The sequence below is a fragment of the Deinococcus deserti VCD115 genome, assembly GCF_000020685.1.
Lineage (GTDB): Bacteria > Deinococcota > Deinococci > Deinococcales > Deinococcaceae > Deinococcus > Deinococcus deserti.
This window is the reverse complement of the sequence record NC_012526.1, coordinates 2,175,607-2,201,501: the sequence shown is the minus strand read 5'-3', so window position 1 is coordinate 2,201,501 and position 25,895 is coordinate 2,175,607. Positions and strand designations below refer to the sequence as shown.

24 protein-coding genes are annotated in these 25,895 nt (G+C 64.0%); 5 read left to right on the top strand and 19 right to left on the bottom strand.

Annotation, left to right across the window (positions count from 1 at the left end; translation table 11 throughout):
* Positions 1 to 35: 35 nt before the first annotated feature.
* From DEIDE_RS19880 to DEIDE_RS10390, 4 genes are all read right to left on the bottom strand, one after another.
* The gene (locus tag DEIDE_RS19880; protein ID WP_415543237.1) at positions 36 to 1,427 is read right to left on the bottom strand and encodes a putative bifunctional diguanylate cyclase/phosphodiesterase; all 1,392 of its coding nucleotides are present in this window, start codon (positions 1,425 to 1,427) and stop codon (positions 36 to 38) included.
* A gap of 1,150 nt (positions 1,428 to 2,577) precedes the next feature.
* A complete protein-coding gene (locus DEIDE_RS10400; RefSeq protein WP_012693914.1) occupies positions 2,578 to 3,519 on the bottom strand; it encodes a hypothetical protein in 942 nt (313 codons plus the stop codon).
* Positions 3,520 to 3,591: 72 nt separating this feature from the next.
* The gene (locus tag DEIDE_RS10395; RefSeq protein ID WP_012693913.1) at positions 3,592 to 4,320 is read right to left on the bottom strand and encodes a peptidylprolyl isomerase; all 729 of its coding nucleotides are present in this window, start codon (positions 4,318 to 4,320) and stop codon (positions 3,592 to 3,594) included.
* A gap of 62 nt (positions 4,321 to 4,382) precedes the next feature.
* A complete protein-coding gene (locus DEIDE_RS10390; RefSeq protein WP_012693912.1) occupies positions 4,383 to 4,853 on the bottom strand; it encodes an Lrp/AsnC family transcriptional regulator in 471 nt (156 codons plus the stop codon).
* Between the two features lie 195 nt (positions 4,854 to 5,048).
* On the opposite strand from DEIDE_RS10390, the gene ald reads away from it, so the two are divergent.
* Positions 5,049 to 6,155: an alanine dehydrogenase gene (gene ald, locus DEIDE_RS10385; protein WP_012693911.1), complete on the top strand. Its 1,107-nt coding sequence runs from the start codon at positions 5,049 to 5,051 to the stop codon at positions 6,153 to 6,155.
* An 82-nt stretch (positions 6,156 to 6,237) separates the two neighbouring features.
* Here ald and murA read toward each other — a convergent pair whose 3' ends face one another.
* Entirely contained in the window at positions 6,238 to 7,515 is a 1,278-nt protein-coding gene (gene murA / locus DEIDE_RS10380) for a UDP-N-acetylglucosamine 1-carboxyvinyltransferase (protein WP_012693910.1), read from the bottom strand.
* Between the two features lie 267 nt (positions 7,516 to 7,782).
* Here murA and DEIDE_RS10375 point away from each other — a divergent pair, with 267 nt between their 5' ends.
* Positions 7,783 to 8,007: a hypothetical protein gene (locus DEIDE_RS10375; protein WP_012693909.1), complete on the top strand. Its 225-nt coding sequence runs from the start codon at positions 7,783 to 7,785 to the stop codon at positions 8,005 to 8,007.
* A gap of 67 nt (positions 8,008 to 8,074) precedes the next feature.
* On the opposite strand, the gene DEIDE_RS10370 is transcribed toward DEIDE_RS10375, so the two are convergent.
* A complete protein-coding gene (locus DEIDE_RS10370) occupies positions 8,075 to 9,064 on the bottom strand; it encodes a C40 family peptidase (RefSeq protein ID WP_012693908.1) in 990 nt (329 codons plus the stop codon).
* A gap of 163 nt (positions 9,065 to 9,227) precedes the next feature.
* Between DEIDE_RS10370 and DEIDE_RS10365 the strand changes: the two genes are divergently transcribed.
* Both DEIDE_RS10365 and DEIDE_RS19070 read left to right on the top strand, forming a co-directional pair.
* Complete coding sequence (locus DEIDE_RS10365) at positions 9,228 to 10,532, top strand: MFS transporter (protein WP_012693907.1); 1,305 nt, start codon at positions 9,228 to 9,230, stop codon at positions 10,530 to 10,532.
* A gap of 46 nt (positions 10,533 to 10,578) precedes the next feature.
* The gene (locus DEIDE_RS19070) at positions 10,579 to 10,740 is read left to right on the top strand and encodes a hypothetical protein (protein ID WP_162485355.1); all 162 of its coding nucleotides are present in this window, start codon (positions 10,579 to 10,581) and stop codon (positions 10,738 to 10,740) included.
* A 281-nt stretch (positions 10,741 to 11,021) separates the two neighbouring features.
* Here the strand turns inward: DEIDE_RS19070 and DEIDE_RS10360 are convergent, their stop codons facing one another.
* From DEIDE_RS10360 to DEIDE_RS10350, 3 genes are read right to left on the bottom strand one after another with little or no spacing between them, the layout of a single operon-like run.
* Positions 11,022 to 12,770 (bottom strand): SLC13 family permease, encoded by a 1,749-nt coding sequence (locus tag DEIDE_RS10360; RefSeq protein ID WP_012693905.1) that lies wholly within the window; start codon positions 12,768 to 12,770, stop codon positions 11,022 to 11,024.
* A gap of 3 nt (positions 12,771 to 12,773) precedes the next feature.
* A complete protein-coding gene (locus DEIDE_RS10355) occupies positions 12,774 to 13,862 on the bottom strand; it encodes a [LysW]-lysine hydrolase (RefSeq protein ID WP_162485449.1) in 1,089 nt (362 codons plus the stop codon).
* A 1-nt stretch (position 13,863) separates the two neighbouring features.
* Positions 13,864 to 15,012, bottom strand: coding sequence for a hypothetical protein (locus tag DEIDE_RS10350; RefSeq protein ID WP_012693903.1), 1,149 nt, complete (start codon positions 15,010 to 15,012; stop codon positions 13,864 to 13,866).
* A 160-nt stretch (positions 15,013 to 15,172) separates the two neighbouring features.
* Between DEIDE_RS10350 and DEIDE_RS10345 the strand changes: the two genes are divergently transcribed.
* The gene (locus DEIDE_RS10345) at positions 15,173 to 15,466 is read left to right on the top strand and encodes a hypothetical protein (RefSeq protein ID WP_012693902.1); all 294 of its coding nucleotides are present in this window, start codon (positions 15,173 to 15,175) and stop codon (positions 15,464 to 15,466) included.
* Positions 15,467 to 15,470: 4 nt separating this feature from the next.
* Here DEIDE_RS10345 and DEIDE_RS10340 read toward each other — a convergent pair whose 3' ends face one another.
* The 10 genes from DEIDE_RS10340 to hisF all read right to left on the bottom strand — a co-directional run bounded on the left by DEIDE_RS10340 (position 15,471) and on the right by hisF (position 25,727).
* Positions 15,471 to 17,000, bottom strand: coding sequence for a YifB family Mg chelatase-like AAA ATPase (locus DEIDE_RS10340; protein WP_242402904.1), 1,530 nt, complete (start codon positions 16,998 to 17,000; stop codon positions 15,471 to 15,473).
* Positions 17,001 to 17,098: 98 nt separating this feature from the next.
* On the bottom strand, positions 17,099 to 17,422 hold the full coding sequence (locus tag DEIDE_RS10335; RefSeq protein ID WP_049760467.1) for a Sec-independent protein translocase subunit TatA/TatB: 324 nt from the start codon (positions 17,420 to 17,422) through the stop codon (positions 17,099 to 17,101).
* 74 nt (positions 17,423 to 17,496) lie between these two features.
* Positions 17,497 to 19,473 (bottom strand): serine/threonine-protein kinase, encoded by a 1,977-nt coding sequence (locus DEIDE_RS10330; protein WP_012693899.1) that lies wholly within the window; start codon positions 19,471 to 19,473, stop codon positions 17,497 to 17,499.
* Between the two features lie 97 nt (positions 19,474 to 19,570).
* Positions 19,571 to 20,752, bottom strand: a complete 1,182-nt coding sequence (locus tag DEIDE_RS10325; protein WP_162485448.1) for a hypothetical protein — start codon at positions 20,750 to 20,752, stop codon at positions 19,571 to 19,573.
* A gap of 31 nt (positions 20,753 to 20,783) precedes the next feature.
* Positions 20,784 to 21,344, bottom strand: a complete 561-nt coding sequence (locus DEIDE_RS10320; RefSeq protein WP_012693897.1) for a 5-formyltetrahydrofolate cyclo-ligase — start codon at positions 21,342 to 21,344, stop codon at positions 20,784 to 20,786.
* On the bottom strand, positions 21,332 to 22,144 hold the full coding sequence (locus DEIDE_RS10315; RefSeq protein ID WP_162485447.1) for a phosphodiesterase: 813 nt from the start codon (positions 22,142 to 22,144) through the stop codon (positions 21,332 to 21,334). The genes DEIDE_RS10320 and DEIDE_RS10315 overlap by 13 nt, the downstream gene beginning before the upstream one ends.
* A 604-nt stretch (positions 22,145 to 22,748) precedes the next feature.
* Positions 22,749 to 23,024, bottom strand: a complete 276-nt coding sequence (locus DEIDE_RS10310) for a hypothetical protein (RefSeq protein WP_041227224.1) — start codon at positions 23,022 to 23,024, stop codon at positions 22,749 to 22,751.
* A 170-nt stretch (positions 23,025 to 23,194) separates the two neighbouring features.
* A complete protein-coding gene (locus tag DEIDE_RS10305) occupies positions 23,195 to 24,052 on the bottom strand; it encodes a DUF4394 domain-containing protein (protein WP_012693895.1) in 858 nt (285 codons plus the stop codon).
* A 203-nt stretch (positions 24,053 to 24,255) separates the two neighbouring features.
* Positions 24,256 to 24,912 (bottom strand): bifunctional phosphoribosyl-AMP cyclohydrolase/phosphoribosyl-ATP diphosphatase HisIE, encoded by a 657-nt coding sequence (gene hisIE / locus DEIDE_RS10300; protein WP_041227568.1) that lies wholly within the window; start codon positions 24,910 to 24,912, stop codon positions 24,256 to 24,258.
* A 5-nt stretch (positions 24,913 to 24,917) separates the two neighbouring features.
* Complete coding sequence (hisF, locus tag DEIDE_RS10295; RefSeq protein WP_041227567.1) at positions 24,918 to 25,727, bottom strand: imidazole glycerol phosphate synthase subunit HisF; 810 nt, start codon at positions 25,725 to 25,727, stop codon at positions 24,918 to 24,920.
* Between the last annotated feature and the right edge of the window lie 168 nt (positions 25,728 to 25,895).

Here is a 25,895-nt window from a genome sequence, read left to right as displayed (position 1 = left end):
CCGCTTTTCGGGAATACAAGGGAAAGCAACCCGGTTCAGGTGCTGGCTTCAGGCACCGTGGGACACCCTGCCTGTGCGGCAAACGCCGCGAACCTGTCGGCCGCCAGGGGCTTGGCAAACAGGTACCCCTGCCCCAGGTCGCACGACAGGTGCTGCAGGCTGCTGCACTGCTCCAGCGTCTCAATGCCTTCAGCTACGATCCGCAGCTTCAAATGATGCGCAATGCGCACAATGGCCTCCACGAACGTAAGACCATCGTCCTGTATGGCCCAGATGAACGACCGATCAATTTTCACGATATCGACGTGCAGGGTGCGCAGATAGGCCAGGCTCGAATAGCCGGTCCCGAAGTCGTCCAGCGCGACCTGGATTCCCAGTGCACGCAGCTGTCTGAGCTTGATGTTGGACGCGTCAAAATCCGTGAGCAGCGAACCTTCCGTCAGTTCGAGTGTCAACGCACTGCCCGGAAGGTGGTGGCGGTCCAGCGCTGCCCGTACCTGCGCGATAAAGTCATCGCGCTCAAACTGCAATGGCGAGACATTGACGGAAACGCTGAGGTCGGGGTGTCCGGTTGCCCGCCAGACACTGAGCTGCCCCATGGCCGTGTCCAGCACCCAGCTCCCGATGGCATGAATCAGGCCGCGCTGCTCGGCCACCGGAATGAATACTGCTGGAGACACAGGACCCAGGACCGGTGAGTCCCAGCGCAGCAGCGCTTCGGCTGACCGCACCTGTCTGGAGTCCAGCGAGACGAGAGGCTGATAGACCACCCTCAGCTCACCCCGCTCAATGGCCCCGCGCAGCTGAACTTCAATGCGGTGAATCTCGGAAGTCTGCTTCTCGATGTGCTGGTTGTAAAACTGCACACTATTGCGGCCCCGACGCTTTGCCTCATACATGGCGATATCCGCGTTTCTCAGGGCCTCGCTGGCGTCGACGCTTTCTGCTGGACACAGGGTGACCCCGATGCTTGCAGAGAGTGTCACACTTTCAGTCCCAACGGTATAGGGACGACTTAAGGCCTGAAGCAACCGGCGTCCCAGGTCATGCACGGCCGACGCATGAAGGACGCCCGTTGCTACCACAACGAATTCGTCCCCACCCTGCCGAGCAACAATATCGTTGCGCCTCACTTCGTTCTGAAGCCGCTGAGCCACATTCCGTAAAAGATTGTCCCCAGCAGTATGGCCGTAGATATCATTGACCGATTTAAAGCGGTCGAGATCAATAAACAGCACTGCTACCCCATACCGGGAGTCGGCGCGCTCAATGGCGTAGTCCAGCAGCTGTACCAGGTGGCCCCGGTTCACCAGACCAGTCAGGGGATCATGTTTGGCCTGCAGGTCAAGGTCGCGTTGCAGTTGCCGGGCTTCCTGTTGGGTCAGGAACTGCCGCCCGGACGAGAGGGTCACCACGACAAAGGCCATCAGAATTACGCCGCCGGCTTCATGATCGGGAAACAGATAGTGCAGGATGGCGAGGCTCAGGGCCATCGCGATCGCCAGATAAGGCAAGGCCACCTGAGCGAAATCCGCCGCGCGCAACCAGTTCTGCGTCACCCTTTCCCAACGGATGCGTCCACGAGTCAATGGTGCTCCGGTCAGTGCAGCGGCCACGCCGAACAGGGTTGCAGCTGATGTCCAGAACAGGTCGAGCCCGAAGCCTACCTGATAGCTTTCAGCTGCGGTTTTGATCTGATAGCCGGCGTCGGCCATAAGCAGACTCAGCAGCCCGACGGTCAGGGCAAGGGTATTGGGCGCCGCGAACTCTCGGGGACGCCACACACAAAAGACAGTCAGCAGGGCGATCAGCACCAGATCTGCTGTTGGGTAGGCCAGACCCACGGCCAGGGCAAACGTGCTGCCCTGATGACTCTCTATGCTTCGGCCAATAGCCACTTCCCAGTAGGCGCCCGCCAGAGCAAAAACAATGATCAGGGTATCGAGAGCCAGAATCAGCCGTTGCTTACGGGGTACAGGCGAGCGGTTGAATAGCAGCAGACCCGTGATAAAGCACGGAATCAGTGCCAGGAAAAAAGCGTCAGCCGCTGAAGGATACGGCGAAGTGCCCATCAGGTCCAGATATGCATAAATAATCTGTCCGGTGGCCCAGCCCAGCTGTCCAGTGCCGAACCACAGCCAGGATGCCCGCTGTGCCGGGTGCCGTGCGGCGACACGCAAGGCAAGCACAGCACTGATCACGAAAGGCGGAATAAAAAACAGATTCCCAGCCCATTCGCGCGTCTCATCAGAGCGGTACGGCAACAGAACGAATGCCAGGTGCGCACAGGCAATGCCAATCAACAGCAACACGAGACGCCGCTCAAAGCGCAATGGCAACAGCGACCGCAAACCAGCAGGCAGATGCCACGCCACAATGTGACTCATACCTATGCAGTCTGCGCTGACAACAGTCTCTTAACTCTTACGGCGTATGTTAAAGAAGAAAAGTGTCAGAGATAAAGATGACCGTCGAGGTGCTCTTCGGGTACTGCAAAGCTGCTCCGAGGTTCAGGTCGCTTTCAGCCTCTACAGGCAGAGTTGAAAACAGAGCCCATTCCAGCCACTACACCTCTGATCAGTGGCCCTCGCGCACCGCGTCCAGCATGGCAGCGGCTACAGACAGAGCAGCCGGTCCCAGTGGCGCGCGTGTGACCCCCAGCAGAGTCCCCAGTTTGTCGCGCCGGGCGCTGCTCAGGTGGGCCCAGCGGTCCAGCTCTATCCGGTGCTTGCGGGCGGCTTCATCACGCAGATACCGCACTGCACCGTCGTAATACCCCGCCTGAAAGGCAGCCCTGGCCCGGCGCTCCTGTTCGACCAGACCCAGGCCGCGCGTGGCCAGCAACACCCGGCGGGCTTCGTCGGAGCCGCCAAACGCATACAGACTTTCCAGGTGATAGACAGCCTTGGGATAGCGGAGCCCTGCGCGCGCGCGCCAGGCATGCGGCAGACGGATTTCAAACTCGGGCCAGGCGTGCAGATAGCTCAGCAGGGCCGGATACAGCAGTGTCAGGGCAATCTCGCGTGCGTCAGCCAGGGCCAGCAGCTGCTCCTGTGGGCCGTGACCGGGTCCGGTGTACTGCCCGCGTGAAATGTCCAGCCGCTCAGCTGCGGCGTTCAGCAGTTCGGCGCGGTACGCCGCAAGCTGCGATTCATTCAGGTTCCACAGGGTCCGCTGGATACGGCCGAAGCCGTTTGTCGGGTCATACAGCACCCGGCTGGTGGCCAGCAGGGCCAGGGGCGCCTCCTGCTGAGCGACCTGCCAGTCGCGCCACTGGTCAAGCGCTTCATACGGATACCGGATGACACTGATGCCGGCGCGGATATCCTCCTGAGCCTCGGTGACTCCGCGTTCGAAGGCCACGAAGGTAGGCAGGCTGCCCGCCCACTGTTCGTCGGTGCCGTAGCTGCCTGCCTGAGCGACCGCACGCACCTTGCGGTCGGCCATCAGACGCTCGCTGACACGCTCAGGCGTGCTGATGCGTTCCGGTCCTGCCTTGTCTGTGGATCTGTCCAGCACGCGCGGCCCTCCTGCCCCAGCATAGGGCAAGGCAGAGCCCGTTTCGTACCGGGCGCGGATGGCCGTCAGTCCTTAAGGCGCAACGAGAATCTGCACGCTGTTGAGTACGTCCGCACCCGCTCCCGGAATCGGCTGGCTCGAAGTGTAGTTGCGCGTCAGGCGGTTGAGGACTTCCTGCCCGGTCACGACCTGTCCGAATACCGTGTACTCCCCACTGAGAAAGTTGGCTGGAGCCAGCGTGATGAAAAACTGGCTGCCCTGTGAATCGAGGCTGCCCCCGCGTGCCATGCCCAGGACACCGGCACGGTCGAAGCGCAGTCCGTTTCGGTGCTCGGCCATGAAGCTGTAGCCTGGCCCGCCAGTCCCCCAGGCCTCTCTCCGGGCCGGGTCCGTGCTCAGGGGATCGCCGCCCTGCGCCATAAAGCCCTCGATCACCCGGTGAAAGCGTGTGCCGTCGTAAAAACGGTTCAGCGCCAGAAACACGAAATTGTTGACCGCCACCGGAGCGGCCTTGGGGTTCAGCTCGACCGTGACAGCGCCGCGGCTGGTGTTCAGGACCGCGCGGTAGCGCTTACTGGGGTCAATGACCTGCTCGGCACGGGCAAACGAGGTGCGCCGGGTTTCACTGAGGGGTGCGAGCGGTTGAAAGCCGGCCTGCGCTGCTGGTGCTGCCGTGGAGGTCGTAGTCGTGGTCGCTGGCGCTGGTGCGGCAGCCACGGGTGCCGCCGCACTCTGGCGCGGCGTGCAGGCAGCGAGGCTCAGACCCAGGGCCAGCATCGGAAAAGTGACCATCTTGTTCATAGCGGTCAGTATTACCCGCCAGCCGTGGGCTGCTCCTCAGAAAGTCCGAAGCCTGGCTTCATTCAGTCCAGTGCCAGGCTGGTGGTGTACTTTTCCTGCTTGACCACGATGGTGCTGGCGGTGTTACGCACCCCGGGAATGGCCGCAAGGGTATTGACCAGAAAGTGCTGGTAGGCGTCCAGATCGGGGACGCACACCTTGAGCAGATAGTCGATATCACCCAGACACAGAAAGCATTCCAGAACCTCGGGGCGCTGCTGCATCTTGCGGGCAAACTCCTCAAAACCCTGTTTGGTCTGCTTGTCGAGCGTAACGCGCACCATGACCATCAGCTCACGGCCCACCTTCTTCTGGTCCAGCAGCGCCACGTAGCTCTGGATGATCCCTTCTTCCTCCAGGCGGCGCACACGGCGCAGGGTAGGAGCTGGCGTCAGCCCGATCTCGTCGGCAAGTTCGGTGTTGGCAATACGGGCATCGCGCTGCAGGATCCCCAGAATCTGCCGGTCAATAGCGTCCAGATGAAATTGAGACATAAATACGGTAATTATACTTTTTTTCCGCAATAGCGTTGCGAAGGCACCCTGAAAGTGGCATCTGCCGGCAATCGTACATGAGAGGTGCCCTGCTACCATTGCGCTGAAAGCCTTGTACGGCCCTCGCCATTTTCTGCACCCGGTCTCGTGACTGCGTGCATCCCTTTCGCCTGCCCTGTTCCGGAGGAATGAACTATGCATATCGGCCTGCCCAAAGAAATCAAAGTGAAGGAAAACCGCGTTGCCCTGACGCCCGGCGGCGTCGCCACCCTGGTTCGCCGGGGACACAGCGTCACTGTGGAGCGTGGCGCGGGCGTCGGAAGCGGGATCCAGGACACCGAATACGAAGCAGTGGGCGCACGCATGGGCAGCGCTGCCGAAGCCTGGGCCGCTGAAATGGTCGTGAAGGTCAAGGAGCCCATCGCCAGCGAGTACGGCTTTCTCAGAGACGATCTGCTGCTGTTTACCTACCTGCACCTGGCTGCCGACCGTCCGCTGACCGAAGCCCTGATGCAAAGCGGCACCACTGGCGTTGCCTATGAAACAGTGCAGCTCGAGGACGGTAGCCTGCCCCTGCTGACCCCCATGAGCGAGGTCGCCGGTCGCCTGAGTGTGCAGGCTGGCGCCTACCACCTGCAGAAACCCGTAGGCGGGCGCGGCGTACTGCTGGGCGGCGTCCCTGGCGTGCAGGCCGGACATGTCGTGATTCTGGGCGGCGGCGTCGTAGGGACCAATGCCGCCAAGATGGCCATGGGCCTGGGCGCCAAGGTCACCATCCTTGACGTGTCCCACCGCCGCCTGGCGTACCTGGATGATGTCTTTTTCGGCAAGCTCACGACCATGATGAGCAGCGAGGCCAACATCCGCACCCTGCTGCCGGAAACAGATCTGCTGATCGGCGGCGTGCTGATTCCCGGCGCCAAGGCCCCGCACCTGATCACCCGTGACATGCTGCCCCTGATGCAGGAAGGCAGCGTCATTGTGGACGTGGCTGTGGATCAGGGTGGCTGCGTGGAAACCATCCATGCCACCACCCATGACGACCCCACCTACGTCATCGACGGTGTGGTGCACTACGGAGTGGCCAATATGCCCGGCGCCGTGCCTCGTACAAGCACCTTCGCCCTGACCAACGCGACCTTCCCCTACGTGCTGATGCTGGCTGACCAGGGCCTGAACGCCCTGAAAACCAATAAGGCACTGCGACTCGGCCTCAACACTCACCAGGGCAAGCTGACCTACGCCGGGGTGGGCGAGGCTTTCGAGATGTCCGTCGTGGACGCAGGCGCTGCACTGGCCTGAAGACGTTTGAACAACGCAGAGTGCCCGCCTTTCTTGAAGGCGGGCACTCTGCATTACTGCCAGAAACTCAGGCTGTCGTCACTTAGTCCATCGCGACAGCGAGTTCTGTCTGCTGTGCGGTGGCTCCGATGCCACACAGTCGCTCGGCGAGGTTCTCATAGCCGCGGTTGAGGTACTGCACGCCGTCAATCACGGTTTCACCGGTGCAGGTCAGGCCGGCAATGAACAGCGCAGCACCAGCACGCAGATCTGCAGCCTTGACCGGTGCGGCGTGCAGGGCACTGCCCTGGATCACCTGGGTGTAGCCACTGACGGTGATGTTGGCGCCCATACGGTGCAGTTCGGCCACATGCGTCAGGCGGTCTGGGTAAACAGGGTCCTGCACGACACTGGTCCCCGGCACAGTGGCCAGCAAGGCGCTCATCTGCGGCTGTACGTCGGTAGGAAAGCCCGGGTAGCTCTGGGTGGTCACATTCACCGGACGCAGCTCGCGCTGCCGCGCGTCTACGATCAGGCTGTTGCCAGCTTCCAAAATGTCCACGCCCATTTCCTGAAGCTTGGCACTCACGGCGCGCAGGTGGTCAGGGCGGACGTTGCGTACGGTCAGCTGGCTGCGGGTCGCAGCTGCCAGCATCATGAAAGTCCCGGCTTCGATGCGGTCGGGAATCACGGTGTATTCGCCGCCGCGCAGCTGCTGCACTCCACGGATGACCAGGGTGTTGGTGCCGGCGCCCTGTATGTCAGCGCCCAGGCTGTTCAGGAACTCAATCAGGTCCACGACGTCGGTATCGATGCTGGCGTTTTCCAGCGTCACTACACCGTCGCCCAGCACTGCGGCCAGGACTGCATTGTGAGTGCCGCCGACGGTCAGAAGTTCAAACACAAAGGTGCCGTTGAGGCTGCCTTGGCGGCGGGCGTGGAAGTTGCCCCCCTCCTCACTGATCTCAGCGCCCAGGGCGCGCAGCGCCTTGACATGCTGGTCCACCGGGCGTGGGCCCCACGCACAGCCTCCAGGCATAGATACCCGTGCCTGGCCGGCCCGCGCCAGAATGGCTCCAAGCACCACGAAACTTGCGCGCATCTTGTTGACCAGGGCATAGGGCGCGTCGGTGTTGACGATGCTGGGGGTATGCAGTTCGAGGCTGTTGGGCCCGACCCACTGGTGCTGGGTGCCGATGTGGTGCACCAGATCAAGAATGGTGTAGACGTCGCTCAGGCGCGGGATGCCATGCAGGGTGACTTTCTCACTGCTCAGGAGGCTGGCCACAATAATGGGCAGGGCTGCATTTTTGCTGCCCTGAACGGCGATTTCACCGCGAAGTTCGCGGCCTCCTTGAATGTGCAGTGGGGTCAGTTGCATCGATAAATCCTTTTGGTGGGGCGGTGAGGTCAATCCAGGCAAGAGCATATCCCGGGCCTGGGCGGCAACGTAGGTGCATCTTACACATGATGCTCACTGTACGTCTAGTTTGACCTTACCGCAGGGACTGAATGCCCAGGTGTACAAGGTATGCACATAAGCCTGAGCTGAGTTTCATGTTGTAGACACTCATGATGCGTGCTACGCTGAACACTGACGGTCACGCCTGTTCTATGTGTTCAAGCGCGGCCCGCAGACAGGAGAGGCATGCCCAAGAAGGAACGCAAACGCCTGCAGGTTGTGATCAGCGAGGAGCAGGACGCCTTGCTGACCCGGACGGCGTATGAACTGTCCAGCCCCGAGCGCCTCATCAGCAAGAGTGAGGTCGTTCGTCTGGCCATTGAGAAAATCGCTCAGGAGCTGGGCGAAGGCATTCATCTGGAAGAGTACCGCGCCATTCTGGACTCTGAGGACATCAGCGACGAAACCTGAACCACCTTGAGCAGTAAGGAAGCGCCGCCTGGTCTCCGGATCAGGCGGCGCTTCTTCAATGAACAAATCAGCGGTTGCTGGGCTGCTGTGCCATGACGCTGCCGATAACCCGGCGCGCTCCCAGATAGCGTGGGGCCCAGTACCGGTCAGACAGCAGCCGGTCTACCGTGACCTGACCCTTGTAACTGTTGGCGTTGACAAACTGATCCTCGCCCAGGTAGATGCCTACGTGGCTCACGCGCCCACTTCCTGCGGTATCGAAAAAGACCAGATCGCCGGGCTGCAACTCAGAGACCTCGACCGGAATGCCAGCTGTGGCCTGATCAGCACTGACGCGCGGCAACTTCACTCCCAGCGGCGTGAACACCTGAAGCACAAAGCCGCTGCAGTCCAGCCCAGAAAGACTGCTGCCGCCCAGCACGTAGGGTGTACCCAAAAGCGCCATTGCGGTGCTTCGCCAGTCACCGGGTACCCCACTGCCAAGAGGCGCGGAAGGGGCGCTGGCGACCCCGGATGCCGATGCTGGAGCTTGAATTCCTGCTGCCGGAGTCGGTGCCACCTGAGCGACACTGGCGGGCCGCGCCGGGGCTGTGGATACGGTTGGTGCTATTGCTGCCTGTGCTGGGAGCGTCAGCACCTGACCCACTGCAATCTTTGCGTCAGGCGCCAGGGTATTGAGGCGTAACAGAACATCGACACTCACTCCATACACGCGTGAGAGACCGTAGAGCGTCTCACCCGGTTGCACCGTGTGGGTGACCAGCAATTCACGGACGCGCAGCACCTGCCCGACACGCAGGTCGGGCGAACTGAGGCCGTTGAGGCTCAGCAGCGCTTCCACCGGGATCCCAGCGCGCCGGGCGAGGGTATAGGCGGTGTCACCCGCCTGAACAACGACGGTATGCGGCACTGAAGGCGAGAAAACCGCCGCAGCGCCAGCAGGTGTACCAGTTGACTGGCTGGTCCCACTGGTTTCGCCTTGGGCGGCGGCCCATCCGGCACTCAGGGCGCAGGTCAGCAGAAAGGAACGCAATGCGGGAAAAGCAGATGCAGGCATTCGTAGGGACTCACAGGGGGCGAGATGAGTGCAGACCAAAAATCGCATAAATGTAACGAGACTCGCGCACCGTAACATGTGCACTCAGTCGTTGCCTACCCCCCTGACTTCATGAGATCTGCTGTGCGGCTCCCGTCAGAGCGCTGGACCCTATTCTGTACGGATGCTTTCGCGTGCCGAGGCGTGGCGTACCCGGACCTTCAGTGCGCTACGTCACCCTCATTACCGCCGGTACTGGTATTCACAACTTCTTTCCCTGATCGGGTCCTGGATGCAGACCACGGCCCAGCAGTACCTGGTGCTTGAACTCTCAGGTCAGAGCAGTGCGGCGCTGGGCTGGGTGACGGTGGCCCAGTTTCTGCCCAGCCTGCTTCTGTCGCTGTTCGCCGGAGCCGTCATCGACCGCGTTCCCCGCCGGCGTGTTCTGCTGGTTACGCAGCTGACGCTGCTCAGTACAGCCACCGTGCTGGCTGTCACCACACATCTTGGGATTGTCACGCTGCCGCTGGTCATGCTGCTGGCACTGGTGGCGGGCACAGCCAACGCCTTTGACATGCCGGCCCGTCAGAGCATGGTGGTGGACTTTATTCCGCGCCACGATGTTCCGAATGCTGTTGCGCTCAACAGCCTGTCATTTAATGTCAGCCGTACGCTGGGGCAGGCACTGTTCGGGGTGGTGGCCGCCCTGGGGGTGGGCCTGCTGGCTGCTGGCGACAGCGACAATGTTGCCCGGCTGGCCCTGCCGTTCTACCTGAATGTCGGGTCCTTTTTCGTGGTGCTGTATGTCATCGCCACGTTGCCCTTCCCGGCACGTGAACCTGCGCCGCACGGCAGCATGCTCGAAGATGTGCGCGAGGGCCTGCAGTATGTCCGTCACACACCTGCTGTACGCAATGTGATGCTGCTGGTGGGCGCCCTGAGCCTGAGTATCGTTAACTTCAACGTCATCATTCCGTACTACGCCCGGGTCGTTTTTTCGGCACGCGAGGGAACTTTTGGGTTGCTGTCGGCCGCTTTTGGCATCGGAGCGATGGCCGGAGCTCTGTGGCAGGCCAGCAAGCCCAACCCTCTGCGCAACCTGCGGGTGGGCGCCGTAATCCTGATCCTGAGTGCGGTGCTGCTGGCTGTCACCCCTACAGCTTTGCTGGCAGCCCCGGTGCTGGCCATGTGTGGCTTCGGCATGCTCAGCCTGCTGGTCAGCGCCAACAGCAGCGTGCAGCTCACTATTCCTGACCATCTGCGTGGACGGGTCATGAGCTTGTATTCCTTTGTGCTGGTTGGAATGGGTCCTCCTGGCGCCCTGCTGTCCAGCACCCTGATCAGCCGCGAATTCATCCTGGGACCACGCTGGGGCCTCGTGGCCCTGGCCGCCCTTGGCCTGCTGGCTTTGGCGGCGCTGTGGACCCGCCTGCCCCGCACGTTCGCGGAGCCGGGGGCTGCGGCCGTGAAGGCACCGGCAGGCGGATAAATACCTTTTAAGGAAGGGTGGTGGGGGAGGCTGTTATGCTGCGGGTATGGCTTCACGTCGTACATCAGATCGCTCGCAGGTGATGATGACCTGGATAATGGTCGTCCTCGCGGTCGGGGCGCTGCTAGGCATCGGGACCACCGCCGCCCTGATGGCCCGCAAGGACCGTCCCCTGCCAGATGACCCCGATGCTCCCTTGTTCATCTGAGGCTCCAGGGCAGTTGTGAGAGCACGCCGCCGAGGAGACTCTCTTCTCGGTGGCTCTGTCGTCGGTTCAGGCTGGTGGCTTTACCTTGCGCTGGCTGGAATGAGGTCCGGCAGGTGCCCTTTCAGAGCTGTGTCTAGGGTCAGATCCTGTCCATAAGGACCGGAATCTGTGCCAGTGGCTGGTCTGGGCTACGTTTCCACCCGACCCCTCCAGCAGGAGCGGGAGGCCCCTGGCATGCTGGGCACCTCCCGCTCCGGATATTCAGGCTTCGGTGGGTCAGGTCAGAACGGCCAGACGCGGGGAATGACCAGCATGGCCACCACAAAGGTCACCACGGTGAGTCCGGAGCCGACCTTTACAAAGTCCATGAAGGTGTACCGTCCCGGACCGTAAACCAGCATGCAGGACGGTTCCAGCGGTGTAATAAACGAGTTGCTGGCTGCCACCGTAATACCGATGATAAACGGCCTGGGATCGTAGCCCAGCGTTTTGGCCGTACCGATGGCAAGCGGGAGCATCACCAGAGCCGCAGCCTGATTGCTCATCGGCTGGGTCAGTGCGACAGTCACGGCGAACAGTGCCGCCAGCAGGCCGTAGGGTCCCAGTGGCTCCAGGATTCCCGACATTGCTCCGGTCAGGACTTTGGCTGCGCCGGTGGCCTCGAAGGCCGAGCCAAAGGCCAGCATGCAGGCGACCAGCACGATGATCGGCCATTCCACTGCCCCGTAGGCCTCTTCCGGAGAAATCAGCCGCAACATCAGACTCAGGGCCACGGCCACCACCACCGCTACGGACAGCGGGACCACACCCAGACCACCCAGCAGCACTGCGGATCCAAAGAGCAGCATGGCGGCAGGAGCGCGCCTGGAATTACTCTGGCGCTCTGTCAGATCGCCCAGGACAACCAGATGGTCACCCAGGGCATTGACCCGCTCGGCCTGCCCCTGAATCAGCATCACGTCGCCGACCCGGATGCGCAGGCGGCCCAGCCGCTCGAAATTCTTGTCACGCCGGTGCAGGGCCAGCACGGACAGGCCGTAGCGTTCGCGAAAGCGCGACTCGCGCAGCGTGCGCCCCAGCAGAGGTGAACCGGGCATGACCACGGCCTCGACCAGACGAACCTCGCCACTCTCACCCGTCAGGGCCTGCAGCTTTTCTTCACTGCGGCTGACAATCCCCAGGGTGTTTTTGCCGGCCAGAATGCGCTCGGTCGCGCCCTCGACGGCGAGGGTATCTCCTTCCTGAACTTCAAAGTCGGGGCGGGGGGCATACACGGTCTCGTCGCCGCGGCGCACGGCGACTACTGTGAGACCGTGATCGCGTCCCAGCCCCGACTCACGCAGGGTCTGGCCAGACAGCGCACTGCCGGGCGCCACGGTCAGATCTGCGAGATATTCCCGCAGCGACTCCTCAAGGTGGGCGTCGCGCGCGGGAAGCAGGCGCGGAGCCACAAAAAACAGATAGAGCAGGCCCACCAGGGCAACAGGCAGGCCGACCCAGGCCAGTTCAAAAAAGCCCAGGGACCTCTCCCCGATGGCCGGCAGGGCGCCCGATACCACCAGGTTCGTGCTGGTTCCGATCACCGTGATGGTGCCGCCCAGGATGCTGGAAAAGGCCAGGGGCATCAACGCCCGGCTGGTGGCAATGCCCGCCCGCCGTGAAACACCTGCCACCACCGGCAGAAAGACAGCGGTCGTGGCTGTGTTGCTGGTAAAGGCGCTGACACCTGCAACCGCACTCAGCATGGTCCTCAGGGTGGCGGTCGGATTTTTGGAGCGCATGGCAATCGCTGTTCCGACCCACTCGATTACGCCTGCGCGTAGCAGCACCCGCGTCAGAATGAACAGCGAGGCCAGGGTCAGGACCGTTTCACTGCCGAACCCAGCAAAAGCTGCCTTGGGCTCGATCAGACCAAGCAGCAGCAGTGACGAAAGCAGGCCCAGCGCCGTGACGTCAATCGGCAGCAATTCGGTGGCAAACAGGACCAGAGCCACAACAAACAAAAGCAGCAGAATGGTTACTGGATCCATGCTTCAGTTCCCTGGGGCACTCAGGGCAAGCCGGGTCAGCGCGTCGGTCAGTACCGCCACCGAGCGGCCGTACTCCTGCAGGTCAAGCCGCTCCTCCGGGGTGTGGTCCAGGCCGCTGTCCCCTGGGCCATACGCCAGGGTCGGGACCGGCCAGTGCTCAGCCACTACGTTCATGTCACTGGTTCCGGTCTTGACCTTGAAGACCGGTGTGCCGCCCTGACTGCGAATGGCCACACGCATGGCGCGGGTCAGCACATTGTCCTTGGGATAGCGCACGGCAATCTCGTGGCCGGTAAATACCACGCTCAGCCCAGGCAGGTCACCCAGCAGGCTCAGAATTTCGGTCTCGGCCTCGGCCGGTGATAGGGCCGGCGGCAGACGGAAGCCCAGGGTGGCCCGGGCATGCTGCTGGACCCCGTCGGTCGAAGCGTCCAGACCCTGGATGGTTGCCTGAACAGCGTCGAAGACTCCACTGGCGTCAATCCGGCTGGCTGCCCACGCGCGCACCCGGAACCAGGCCTCAGCCAGGTCATCAGCAGCGCTGGTGCCTTCGCCGGCCGTGTGAAAGTTGTCCTTGATGACCGTGACCCGCGCAACCAGCCGTCCCTTGTACCCCAGGGTCAGCCCGGTCCAGCTGCTGGGTTCTCCAATCAGCACCAGATCCGGCTGCAGCACGGTGCGGATGTGCCGGGCGCCGCGGCTGCTGGGCGCTTCCTCCTCGGTGGCCCCGATGACCACGAAGCGTGCCGAGCGCAGAGCTTCTTCCGGCAGCGCCGCCACGGCCGACATAAAGGCACACAGTGGGCCCTTGGCGTCCACACTGCCGCGTCCATGCAGCACTCCGGCCTCATCGACAAACACCGGCAGGTCTCCAGGGACGGTGTCCATGTGCCCCAGCAGCGCCACCGTCAGAGGCCCATCGCCACGCTCACCAACCGCATTACCAGCCTCATCGATGCGGGCCTTGAATCCATGGCTGGACATCCAGCCGGTCAGGAAGGTGGCCACCTGCTGCTCTTCACCAGACAGCGAACGAATCCGCACTGCTTCGACAATCAGGTCCCGCGCCGCCCGGGCTTCGGGACCCAGCATCTCAGCGGACATCCAGGGGCCTGGGTTCCGGACCCACGGACTGATCGTTCAGGCTGTTTCGTTCCAGGTGTAGACCCATAGCGGCAAGCAGGCGCACCGCTTCGGACAGCACCGTGAGCGTGACGGTGCCTACTCCGCCAGCCAGCAGGGTCCACAGACCTTCAAGGCGCTGGCCTCCCACGAACTGGAAGCCCGCGAGCAGCACGGCCCCAATGAACAGCACTACGCCCAGAAAGCGCAACCGGCCGGCGAGACCGGTGACGGCCTCGGCCTGGGCGCTCAGGGTCGGTGTTGCGGCTGCTGACCTGGGGGCCGAATCCACGGTGGTTTCCGCGAAGGCTGGGCTGGAGAGCGGCTCAGCGGCAAGAGCGTCACCAGGAACAGGGTCACTGACAGCTGACCGTTGCTGGCCTTCAGTCTGGCGCGGTTCTGTCTTCAGTTCCGGCCTGGCTTCGGCGCGCTTGGTCGCCGGGGAGAAGCCGGACGAGGTGATCACCACCCGCTCGGTGCGCCTGGATGGGTCGGGAGCAGGTGCCGCGACCGGCTGCACCGGGGCCGTAGGCGTGGACATTACGGAAGTGGACCGGCTGGTGGATTCCGGGACGAAGGCCGGAGACGAGGTGCCGTCCTCCCGGGCGCGCGCCTCTTGGGGACGTGCCTCTTGGGGACGGGGGGGTGGGTTGCGGTCGGCGTCGCTGGCTGGACTGGGCAGTGGCGAAGTGTCCGTGGCACCGGCGGGCGGGCTGCTCGGCGTCAGGCGGGAGACAGGCGTGGCCGGAACGCTGGCGAACGTTTTGGCGGTCGGTACCGCTGTAGGCAGGGGCGAGGGCGGCAGCTGCTTGACCCGCGCCGTGGCGTCGCGTACCTGGGCAAAAAAGCCCTGAACTTTCGAGGGTTCGAAGCCCAGCAAACTGGCAGTCAGGGCCGTGCCTGCGGGTGTCTCCACCCGCAGCAGGCCTTCCTGGTCGCTGTGAATCCGGGTCAGGTCGCGCAGGGTCACGCGCCGGGTACCCGCACCGTCCTGATACAGAAGCGTTCCTTCGGTCAGCACGAACAGTGCGTCCTCGCGTTCCAGGCTGGCGACCGGCCGTTCCTCCATACCAATGGTCTTGAGGGCCGCCGCGGCCCGATCAGGGGCAGGTTCTGTCATGGGTTTCACTCCTCACTGCCTGCCAGCATACCCACTCGCTGCTGGCCACCGCACTGAGCGATTCCTTACTGCCTGGGCAAGCCGCCCTGTACGCGGCGTGATGAAGGGCTTCCCACCCGGGGCTCACCTGGGCGCAGGGGCAGAGACGCACACTGCACCCATGACGGACTCCTCTAACCGGTACGGCGATCAACCTCTGGGCAAGAGCGTCGAAGAGATCGAGCGCGAGGGCGGCAATCTGGAGAATTCCCCAGTCCAGGGCGAGGAACGGCGACGTGACGACGGGCTGGTGGTTCCTGCCGTCGTCGGCGGAATCACCAGCGGCGCTCCTGCAGCCGTGGTGGGTGCCGGCCTGCTGACTGACGCTGGCCGCAGCGGCGCCGACGACGGCACAGCCCGCACCGACGATGGCCGCACGGGTGACGAAGCAGCGAGCGACGACAGCAGAACCTGAAATTTCAGCCAGAAAGTGCTGGCCGGAACGTCACGGCCTCTGCTACATGAGCTTCGCGGATCTCGTCGCTGCCAGCAAGATCTGCGACTGTGCGCGCGACCCGGAGCAAGCGGTCGTAACCGCGTCCGGTCAGTCCCAGATGGCCAGCTGCCGCACGCGCAAAGCCGTCGGCCCCAGCTGTCAGGGCGGCGTGGCGGCGCAGCGCCTGACCGGCAAGGTCGGCATTTCGGCTTCCCTGCCTGGCCAGCATGCGGGAACGGGCGGCGGCCACCCGTTCCCGCACTGGCGCAGATGATTCAGGTTCGGGAGCCCGGGTGAGTTCGTCTACCGTCAGGCGGGGAACAGTGACCCGCAGGTCGATCCGGTCAAGCAGCGGCCCGCTCAGACGCGCGGCGTAGCGTGCCCGCTCGGCGGGCGTGCAGGTACAGGCCCGTTCAGGGTCTCCCTGATGCCCGCATGGACACGGATTCATCGCGGCGATCAGCTGAAAGCGGGCAGGGTACTGCACACTGGCCCGCGCGCGGCTGATGGCGACCTGACCCTCTTCGAGAGGTTCGCGAAGCGTTTCAAGTGCCTTGCGGCTGAACTCCGGGAACTCGTCCATAAACAGCACGCCGCGGTGCGCCAGACTGACCTCCCCGGGGCGCGGCACGCTTCCTCCGCCAATCAGGCCAGCGTCCGACACAGTGTGGTGCGGCGAACGGTAGGGAGGGGTGAGGGTCAGCGTCCCCCGGCGGGTCAGCAGTCCGGCCGCCGAGTGAATTCGCGTCACCTCCAGGGCTTCTGCGCGGGTCAAAGGAGGCAGCAGGCCTGGAGCCCGGCGTGCCAGCATGGTTTTGCCGCTGCCTGGGGACCCTACCAGCAACAGATTGTGGCCACCGGCCACGGCGACCTCCAGGGCGCGGCGTGCCCCCACCTGACCTTTCAGGTCGGCGAGATCCGGCAGGATGTCATGGTCCGCACCCGGTGTGGTGGGCTCAGCGGGAGTCAGAGGAGCGCTGCCGTTCAGGTGAGCCGCCGCTTCCGAGAGTGTCCGGGCGCCAAAGACCGTCACGCCGTCGATCAGGGCCGCCTCCGGGGTACTGGCCGCCGGCAGCATGGCTGAGAGCTGTAATTCGGCGGCCAGCAGCGCCACATTCACGGCCCCCGCAATGGGCCGCAGGCTGCCGTCCAGCGCCAGTTCACCCGCCACGACCAGGGAAGCAAGTGCGTCCGCGGGAATCAGTTCCTGCGCCGCCAGCACGCCCAGGGCGATGGGCAGGTCATACAGCGGGCCTTCCTTACGCAGGTCCGCTGGAGCGAGGTTCACGGTGATGCGTGCTGCGGGAAATGGCAGCCCCGCATTGCGCACCGCTGCGCGTACCCGCTCGCGCGCCTCACTGACCGCCTGATCGGGCAGGCCAACCACTGTGAAAGCAGGCAGCCCTGGCGAGACATCAACTTCCACCTCAACCGGCACGGCGTCCACGCCGATCAGAGCCACACTGCGTACCCGGGCCAGCATCAGTGTTCCAGGCGCCGCGTGGGCGCGCATCTTCCTGCAAGAGTCACGGCGGCCAGTGTACGCGGCGACATGGCAAGACGCCGTCCACTTTCAGCACAGGGGTGCAGGGACGGCGTCCTGGTCAGCAGTTAGCGGGTGGGTGTGTCAGCCGGTTCCGGCTGTACGGTGGCCTGTCCCGTACCGGCCGGCTGGGGAATCACGGCCTGTGCTGGAACCACCGGCGTGACTGCGCGCGGGTCCACTGTGGCATGAATGGTCTGAGTTGGCGTGTCCGGCGCCGGCGGCTCCTTAAAGCTGACTTCCAGCTCTTCTTTCAGCCCCTGGGTGCTCCGCCGGAATTCCCGCAGTCCTGCGCCGAGGCTCTTGCCCAGTTCTGGCAGCTTGCGTGGTCCAAACACCACCAAGGCCACCAGCAGAATCATCATCAGTTCTCCTGCACCAATATTCGGCATGTAGACCCGACCTCCGTATCGGGCAAGGGCCTCTCGTGGCGCCCCGGCCTGTCTGTGCAGTGTAATGCGCCGGCCTAAGAACTGGTTGAACCCTCGCCCGGATGACCAGGAACGACATCCCGGTACGCACGCAGGGTTCCGTTCATAAACGCCACGTACAGCGTTCCGTCCGCGGCCAGGGGCGTGGCCTGCACGCCGTGCTGCTCCTGGTGTGCCCAGCGGACTGCGCCCGTACGTACGTCCAGCGCGGTCAGTTCGCCCTCCTCGGAAGCCAGGAAGACCTGTCCGGCGCTGATCACCGGACTGGCCGTGACCCGTCCGCGCAGGGTCCGGGCCCACAGGTCCTCTCCATCGACCAGTCTCAGGGCGCGAACCGTTCCGCCCCAGCCGGCCAGCACGGCCACGCCTCCAACTTCTCCCGGTTGCGCGCTCAGGGCGGGAGAAGCCCAGACCTCGTCTTCCAGGTCGTAGGTCCACAGGGTGGGTTCGCTGCCTCGCAGAGCCGCACGTCCCCCGGCTGCCGTCAGGGCCAGTGCGTGAACCTCGCCTTCCCAGGTGGCGATCACCAGGGTCGCTTCCCCCGGCGCTGTGGGCAGGAGCGCAGGCGTGCCGTGGACAGTGCCGACCTGCACCTTCCACAGCGGAGCGCCGGTGCGGGCATCCAGGGCGTGCAGCCAGCCGTTCTCATCGCACACCAGCGCGGCGCCGGCCCACACCAGTGGACTGGCGGCCACCGGGCCGTCTGCGCGGTAGGCCCACAGCAGCTCGCCGCTGTGAGCATTCAGCGCATGCAGGTGCCCGTCGCGGCTGGCCGCCAGCACCCGGCCGTTCCAGAGGGTCGGGGCGCCGGTCAGCTCTGCGCGCGCCTGATAGCGCCACAGTTCGGCACCGCTCTGCAGTTCTACCCGGCGTAAGGTCCCGTCCCAGGCGCCGAACAGCACATGCCCACTCTGAAAGGTGGGAGGAGCCGTGACCTCATCCCGCGCGGCGTAGGTGGCAAAGGGCCGGCCAGAAGCGTGGGTCAGGACCAGCTGCCCTCCCCGGGTGCCGACCGTGACCAGATCGGCCTCACCCATTACGGCGGCCGGCCAGGTGACCTCACCCGGAAGCGGGACACTCCAGACCTCCTGCAGCTGTCCGGCGCGGGCCGGGCCGTCGGGATGCTCTCCGGTGCGGGTCCGCCCGCCGCGGTACTGGCTGCGCGCGTGCATGGTCCACACGTCGCGCCGGGCCAGAGCCCACAGGTGCGCCAGAGCCTCGCCATTTTCCGGGCGCTGGTCGGGTTTCTTGGCCAGCAGGGCCAGCAGCACCCGCGCAATGGCGTCAGGAACGGCCGGATTGACGTCGCGCGGGTCCGGTACCTTTTCGTAGACGTGCTGGTAAAGCACGCTCTGGTCACTGTCACCCACAAAAGGCGGGCTGCCACACGCCACCCGGTACAGCACCGCTCCAAGCGCGTACAGGTCGCTCAGCGGCCCCACCCCGATTCCACGGGCCTGCTCCGGAGCCATGTAGGCCGGGGTGCCCAGAGTGACCCCACTGCGGGTCAGGTGCCGGGTGTGTTCCGACAGGGCCACCAGGCCGAAATCCATGATGCAGGGCAGGCCGGTGCCGTCCAGCAGCACGTTGCCGGGCGTCAGGTCGCGGTGCGTGATGCCCTGACCATGCACGAAATGCAGGGCCCGGGAGCTGAAGGCGGCGGCGGTGAGAAACCGTGCCAGAGGCCCCGGAGCATCTTCCAGCGGACCAAGGCAGGTGACGGGACCTCCAGTCATCAGCGGCATGGTGAAAAATGGCCGACCGCTGGCGGGATCCTCGCCCAGGTCCAGGACCGGCACTACACCCGGATGGTTGAGCTTGGCGAGCGTGCGCACCTCGCGCAGAAACCGCGAACGGTCCGAGTCCGGAACGTGTTCGTGCATGACCTTGACGGCCACCTCGCGGTCGACCACCTGATCGCGGGCACGGAACACACGGGCACTGCCGCCCTCACCGAGCAGAGCCAGCAGGTCGTAACGGGCCGCAAGCACCGTGCCAACGTCAAGCGCCATACGCCCGCGAGTGTAGCGCGCCTCAGCCTGACGCCCGGACACAGTGCTGGACACAGGGCCGGGCATCAGGTGGGCCGGACATCAGGTGAGCAGAGCGTCAGGCCACCGGAACCTGCATTTCCAGCTGGCCCGGCGTCAGGGGCTCTGTCAGCAACCGGCCAAAGGCGTCCTGTCCGTGTGAGGCCATAAAGCCCCGCACCAGATCACTGCCCACCGCGTAGGTAAAGATGTAGGCGCGCAGGTTTGGCTGCGTGATGAACTCCAGATTTTTCCGGGCATGCTCCTCGCTGACCACGTTGTAGCGGCTCAGGAACTCGATCACCTCGGCTTCAGGCCGGCCATCTTCATGCAGCAGCATGGCCGCCGCGCCCGAGACGCCCTTCATGCTGGACTGCGCCTCGGCCACGCGCAGCATGGCCGCTACATCGTCCGGGTCCAGTCCGGCGCGGACCGCCAGCTCCCCGGTCAGCCAGGAATGAAGCTCTTCGCGGCTCATGACGGCGTCCAGGGCGTTCATGGCCACACCCTCGGACACCACACATTCCGGAGCGTTGATCAGCTGGATGTGATGCTCCAGCCAGCCCCGCTCACGCACCAGCCGCGCTTCCTTGGTGCTGTGCTCGGTGTGATGCCCGGGATAGCCCTCGTGGGCCATCAGGTCCGGCAGGGCCGTGAGGGTCACTGGCAGGTCGGTATTGATATCGATGCGGCTCTGCAGCCCTCCAAGCGGCCAGTTGTAGCCGCTCCAGGGCTTGCCGCTGACCAGGCCGATGCTGAAGCCCTCACCCTGGGGCAGCCCGAAACGGGCGCGGGTCCGTTCCCGCAGCTCGGCCAGAATCGGCGCAGTCACGTCGAGCAGGGCAGAGGGCGGCACGGTCACCCGGTCACGCAGGGCATTCTTGCGGTGCACCAGCGGTCCAGTTCCCGGAAGGGCATCCTCCATGATTTGGAGACTGGCTTCCAGGGCAGCGTGGTCGGCCCGCCTGGGCTCGATGTCGTACAGGCCGCGGACCTCGTCGGAATAGCGCAGCTGCTCACCGTCCAGAAGGCGAGTCATGGTCTGCATGGCCCGGACCTGCACTGTCAGCCACGCGCGGCGGTCCGCTTCAGGAACATCCTCGACGCGGCGAGCAAGATCAGCCGCCTCCCGACGCAACTGACCCGGATCACGCCGGTCACGGTCAGCCCACTCCTGCGGACCTCCGTAGCCGTCAATAAATCCTGGGGCATGCGCGTCAATGGCGTGGGCCAGACGGATGTAGCGCTCTGCGATGTTCATGCGCCGCAGCATAGCGGGAGCACCATCCAGGCTACGGCCGGGAAGGCCGGACACCGGTTTCGGTGGCCAGAAAGCCCGCCAGGACGTCGTGAGGATCAGCCGGGAGCTGCGGCACCACCAGGGCTGACCACACCACGCCAACCACCAGCCCGCCGAAGCCCGGTAACAGCCGGTCGTAGAAGCCGCCTCCATACCCCAGCCGGACGCCGCGTACATCGAAAGCCAGCGCTGGAAGCAGCGCGGCGTCCACCGTACCGAGCGACTCACGAGGTGCATCGGCCGGGGGTTGCAGCGCCCCGAAACGGCTGAGCTCGGTGGCGCTGGCCCATGGGTGCAGCGTCAGATGGGGTTCCGGGCGGAAGCGCGCCCGGCTGGTCAGCAGCTCGAACTCGGTGGCCAGGGCGGACACGTCAGGTTCACCCGGCAGGGCACGGTAGGCCAGCACGCGCCGCACCCCATGATCGCGCAGGAAGCTCGCCAGAGCCGCGCACAGCGTGGCAGAGGCATCCGGCACCGAGCTGCGTGCTTCGCGAGCCCAGGCTCGCCACTCCGCTTTGGTGGCGTGTGGGACTGGCGGGATCAGGAGCGCCATGCCGTCCCGTCGTGGAGGTCGAGCATCGGGGAGGTTCGGTCCGCGATCACGCTCGTAAAGCTGACCAGTCCGGCGTCAGGCGTCCAGGAATGAAGCAGGCAGGCAGGGGCCTGCAACTGTACGGACAGCCGCTCCGGATGTCCCAGGTCCGGCAGCCAGGTGTGCTGGGTGCCGGGGGCCGTCATCAACAAAGTACCGCCGCAGCGCCGGGTCATGGCCATGTGCAGGTGGCCGGTCAGCACGCGCTCGACGTTGGAGTGGCGGGCGAGAAGGGCCTCGAAGGCCTGCGGGTCGCGGAGCCCGATGCCGTCCATCACGTTCAGGCTACTGCGGGCCGGTGGATGATGCATGAAGATCACGCACGGTCGCCCGGGCGCCTCAGTGAGCCTGTCCTCCAGCCAGTCCAGACGCGCAGCACACAATTCGCCGGCGTCCTGACCAGGCAGATGAGTATCCAGGCCGATCAGGCGCAGCGGCCCGGCTTCCACCACGTACTGCATGAATCCTTCTAAGCCGAGCGTGCCGGGCCGCCCCAGCGCCGAAAGCATGGCAGCCCGCTGGTCGTGATTGCCGGGCACGACATACACCGGCATCGGCAGCGGCTGAATCAGAGTGCGGAACGTCTCGTATTCAGCCACCTCGCCGTGCTCGGTGCAGTCGCCGGTGATAAGGACCAGATCGGGAAGTACCGGCAGTTCCAGCAGGTGGCTTACAGCGCGCCGCAGGGCGTGCGCGGCCTGGTCGTCCGGTTCTGCCATGACATGCGGATCGCTGAGCTGAGCAATAAGCAAGAGACGCACCTCCGGGCACTGCAGTGTGTAGATTCCAGCCTACCGTGCGGACGGCTGCGTCCGGGGCGCATCTGCTTCGTGGGCACGGGCAAAAGCGGCCCCTGTGGGCCGTGCTCTACCCCAGCGGACACGTGTCCTGTGTTTGAGGGAACAGGTGTATCCCTAAAGCCCGCACGACTGTTCAGGGCAAGGCGTAAGTGCCCGGCAGGTCCAGGACGTGCAGGGAGAGGCTGGCTGGAAGCTCCTGCCTTCAGGCGGCTGACCAGGGTCAGGGTGGCCTGCGCACAATCTTCACGGTCCATGCTGGCTTCGCTCAGGTAGGGATAGGAGCGGTCCAGAACAAAGCTGCGCGGCTGGGAGTAGAACTCCCGAAGGTCATCCAGGCGGTGAGCAAGCGCTGCGCTGTCCAGAAATGGCAGGGGAGAGGAAGGATTTCGGGCACAGACCACATGGCGGGCAAACGCGCTCCCAGGGTGGTCACGGAGATACTTGTGATCCATCCCATACCAGTTGTCCTTCACTCACCTCCAGGTCCCGGGCCGGTCGTGGGTAACCTCAGTGCCAAAGGTCTCTTTGGTTGGGCGTCCAATGAAGGGCATCCAGAGGTTGTCGCTCACCAGATGCGTGAAATAGCCCAGGACGAAAGCAGAATCGGCTGGGCCAGATCACGCTCTCCCTGGACATAGTCGCGCCAGAAGGTCAGGTCCGGAATGCAGCCTTCGTCCTCCCCGGGACGCAGCAGATGGTTGACAGTCCTGGGCGGGTCAAACTGTGTCCAGTCGTGGTTGGGACGTCCTGAATCCGGTGCGACATTCCCAATGACAAAGGCTGCAGCGTCCAGATGCGGCCAACCTCTGAAGAAGACGCTCGGCGATGCGGAAATGGGCAATCCAGGTGGCCTTACGGTCGCGATTCCAGAGCGTCACTCAGATTGGCGCGGCTCAGATCAACCACCCATTTCCGGTGTCAGGTGACGCGACGACCGGCGATGCGTGGGCGGATGATCTGAGCCCTAACTGGTAGACAGAAGTTCTGATTACCCTACATTCAGAACAAGCTTCAGGGACGCGTCGGCAATGCCAGCGCGAAGGCCTTGAGGCTGACTGCGTTCAGCGTGGACTTGGTGGTCGCGCGGCCGGTGGCCAGGTCAAGCGTGTAGAACGTCGTGCTGGTGCCGTTGCTGACAGAAAGCAGGGCGCTGGTTTCGCCAGCGATATCAAAGCCGGTCCGGCCCGCGCTGACGTCCACGCCAAGCGGTCCCACCAAATTCAGGGTACTGAAATTCCCGGCAGGCGCAGGCGCAGCCGAGTTGGTGTGGCGCAGCAGCATGTCTGTGTCCGCGTCGATGGAGAACAGCGTCGTGGCCGGCGTGAACTCAGTGGTCGGCTTGAACATACGGAAGGAATTGGTATACGCCGCTGCCACCAGGTTCGGATCGCGTCCGGCATCGGCATACACCAGCGTGCCGTCGGCGGTGACGGTGCCGTCCGTCTGGCCTCCGGTGGCGGGCGTCAGGCGGAAGTTCAGGTCACCAGCACTGAACACGCGCAGACGCTCAGCGGCGGGGTTGAAGTCGATTACAGTGGGTGTCCCCATCGCCGCCGGGCCTACATTGCGGGTCAGGACTCCGCTCGTGGTGTTGACGCTGTACAGGGTTCCCTTATCGGACAGGGCATACAGCATGCCGTCACGGTTGAAGACGTCAATGTCCACCAGGATCTCCCCGCTGGCCATTCCACTCAGCGCCACGCGACGGGTGCTGTTCGTAGGGTTGTCAGTTCCGAATATCACCAGCTGACCCTGAGCGTCCAGGCCATAGGCAGTCATGCCCATGGAGGCTTTGGAGTACGTAAGAACGTTGGTGCACGCGGCAAGGGCCAGGGCACAGGTGGCAGACAGCAGGGCAATTCGTTTCATGGGTAAACCTCCGCACATGGGGGCAGGCATCCGGCCCACCCTTTGTTCACCCAGAGCTAAGCGGATTGGGCGACTCTGGATCGCCCAACAGCTTTATTTCGCCTTCACGCTTTGGAATCAGGCAGAGGCCGCAGTTGTCTCTGGCCTACAACTACAAGGACGTACGGTGCGACGTCAGCGGCGCCTTTTGTGCACTCCCCGGATCAACCTGCCTCTTTAGGGCCTTTGAGCCCGGTCCTGCCCTCTCGTTCCTGAAGTACGGCCGCCACATCGCCAGGAGACACGCCAACCTCTGCCATGGCGAACAGGGTATGAAACAGCAGATCGGCCACCTCGGTCGCCAGTTCGGCGCGGTCGGCATTCTTGGCGGCGAGCAGCACTTCCCCGCTTTCCTCGCTGATTTTTTTCAGCACGCGGTCCAGGCCACCGGCATGCAGCCGGGCAACATAACTGTTTTCCGGCAGGCTCGCCAGCCGCTCGGTGATGGTTGCGTAGACGCGCTCCAGGGTGCCGTCCAGGCCACTGCTCTGCACTTCCGTGTCCAGCAGAGGAGTATGAAAGCAGCTGTAGGCTCCGGTATGGCACGCAGGACCAGTCTGCTCGACGCGGTACAGCACGCTGTCCCCGTCGCAGTCCAGATGAACGCTGACCACGCGCTGGGTGTGGCCGCTGGTCTGGCCCTTGACCCACTGCTCCTGGCGCGATCGGCTGTAGTACGTGGCCTCACGCGTGGCCAGGGTGCGCTCGATGGCTGCGCGGTCAGCAAAGGCCTGCATCAGTACGGCGCCTGTCCGGGCGTCCTGGGTCACCACCGGCAGCAGGTTATCGGTGCCAAACTTCAGGCTTTCAAGATCGGCCATCGTCATTATGCTCCCCTCCTGAGGGGGTCGGCGGGCCAGTCTGGCCGCACCGGAATTCCCTGGGACTGCAGAAAAGTCTTGACCTGGGGAACGGTAAGCTCTCCGAAGTGAAACACGCTGGCCGCCAGGGCTGCGTCCGCATGGCCTCCAGCCTCGCCTCCACGAAGCACATCGCAGAAATCCTGCATCTGGCCAGCTCCTCCCGAGGCGATCACCGGCAGGTCCACAGCCTGCGCCACCATCCGGGTGGCGACCAGGTCAAAGCCGGCCCGCGTGCCGTCGGCGTCCATGATGTTCAGGCAGATTTCGCCGGCTCCCAGCGCCTGCCCCTGAACCGCCCATTCCAGCAGGTCAATGCCGGTATCGGTCCGGCCGCCCCCCACATGCACGGTCCAGGTCTGCGTTCCGGGGCGCCGTTTGGCGTCAATACTCAGCATCACGCACTGTGCACCGAAGTGGTCACTGGCTTCACGGATCAGCTCTGGGCGCTTCACGGCGCCGCTGTTGACGCTGATCTTGTCGGCACCGGCCATCAGCAGCTGCCGGAAGTCCGACACGGCATTAATACCTCCGCCCACGGTAAGCGGCATCATCACCTGCTCGGCCACCTGCGCGGCGACGTCCAGCATCAGGGCGCGGCCTTCATGGGTGGCTGTGATGTCATAAAAGACCAGCTCGTCGGCCTGCTGAGCCTCGTAGGCCTGAGCCAGCACCAGCGGATCACCGGCGTCCCGATGGTTCTCGAAGAACCGTACATTTTTCACCACGCGCCCATTTTGGACGTCCAGGCAGGGAATGATGCGCTTGGTCAACACGCTGTGCAGTCTACGCGTCCGTGCCGAGGACTGAATGGAGCCAGCTTCTGCCTTGTGCAGATGCCTGATGATTATTTGTGACATTTACCCCCAAACGTGGTTCGTGTCATGAACATCTTTATCTGACCTTGATACTATATTCATACGATCACTCCAGGCCCCCATTCG

Coding starts and splice junctions, on each gene's coding strand:
- DEIDE_RS19880 (WP_415543237.1), bottom strand. CDS start 1,427: ATGGCCTTTGTCGTGGTGACCCTCTCGTCCGGGCGGCAGTTCCTGACC.
- DEIDE_RS10395 (WP_012693913.1), bottom strand. CDS start 4,320: ATGAACAAGATGGTCACTTTTCCGATGCTGGCCCTGGGTCTGAGCCTC.
- DEIDE_RS10390 (WP_012693912.1), bottom strand. CDS start 4,853: ATGTCTCAATTTCATCTGGACGCTATTGACCGGCAGATTCTGGGGATC.
- ald (WP_012693911.1), top strand. CDS start 5,049: ATGCATATCGGCCTGCCCAAAGAAATCAAAGTGAAGGAAAACCGCGTT.
- murA (WP_012693910.1), bottom strand. CDS start 7,515: ATGCAACTGACCCCACTGCACATTCAAGGAGGCCGCGAACTTCGCGGT.
- DEIDE_RS10375 (WP_012693909.1), top strand. CDS start 7,783: ATGCCCAAGAAGGAACGCAAACGCCTGCAGGTTGTGATCAGCGAGGAG.
- DEIDE_RS10370 (WP_012693908.1), bottom strand. CDS start 9,064: ATGCCTGCATCTGCTTTTCCCGCATTGCGTTCCTTTCTGCTGACCTGC.
- DEIDE_RS10365 (WP_012693907.1), top strand. CDS start 9,228: ATGCTTTCGCGTGCCGAGGCGTGGCGTACCCGGACCTTCAGTGCGCTA.
- DEIDE_RS19070 (WP_162485355.1), top strand. CDS start 10,579: ATGGCTTCACGTCGTACATCAGATCGCTCGCAGGTGATGATGACCTGG.
- DEIDE_RS10360 (WP_012693905.1), bottom strand. CDS start 12,770: ATGGATCCAGTAACCATTCTGCTGCTTTTGTTTGTTGTGGCTCTGGTC.
- DEIDE_RS10355 (WP_162485449.1), bottom strand. CDS start 13,862: ATGCTGGGTCCCGAAGCCCGGGCGGCGCGGGACCTGATTGTCGAAGCA.
- DEIDE_RS10350 (WP_012693903.1), bottom strand. CDS start 15,012: ATGACAGAACCTGCCCCTGATCGGGCCGCGGCGGCCCTCAAGACCATT.
- DEIDE_RS10345 (WP_012693902.1), top strand. CDS start 15,173: ATGACGGACTCCTCTAACCGGTACGGCGATCAACCTCTGGGCAAGAGC.
- DEIDE_RS10340 (WP_242402904.1), bottom strand. CDS start 17,000: ATGCGCGCCCACGCGGCGCCTGGAACACTGATGCTGGCCCGGGTACGC.
- DEIDE_RS10335 (WP_049760467.1), bottom strand. CDS start 17,422: ATGCCGAATATTGGTGCAGGAGAACTGATGATGATTCTGCTGGTGGCC.
- DEIDE_RS10330 (WP_012693899.1), bottom strand. CDS start 19,473: ATGGCGCTTGACGTTGGCACGGTGCTTGCGGCCCGTTACGACCTGCTG.
- DEIDE_RS10325 (WP_162485448.1), bottom strand. CDS start 20,752: ATGAACATCGCAGAGCGCTACATCCGTCTGGCCCACGCCATTGACGCG.
- DEIDE_RS10320 (WP_012693897.1), bottom strand. CDS start 21,344: ATGGCGCTCCTGATCCCGCCAGTCCCACACGCCACCAAAGCGGAGTGG.
- DEIDE_RS10305 (WP_012693895.1), bottom strand. CDS start 24,052: ATGAAACGAATTGCCCTGCTGTCTGCCACCTGTGCCCTGGCCCTTGCC.
- hisIE (WP_041227568.1), bottom strand. CDS start 24,912: ATGGCCGATCTTGAAAGCCTGAAGTTTGGCACCGATAACCTGCTGCCG.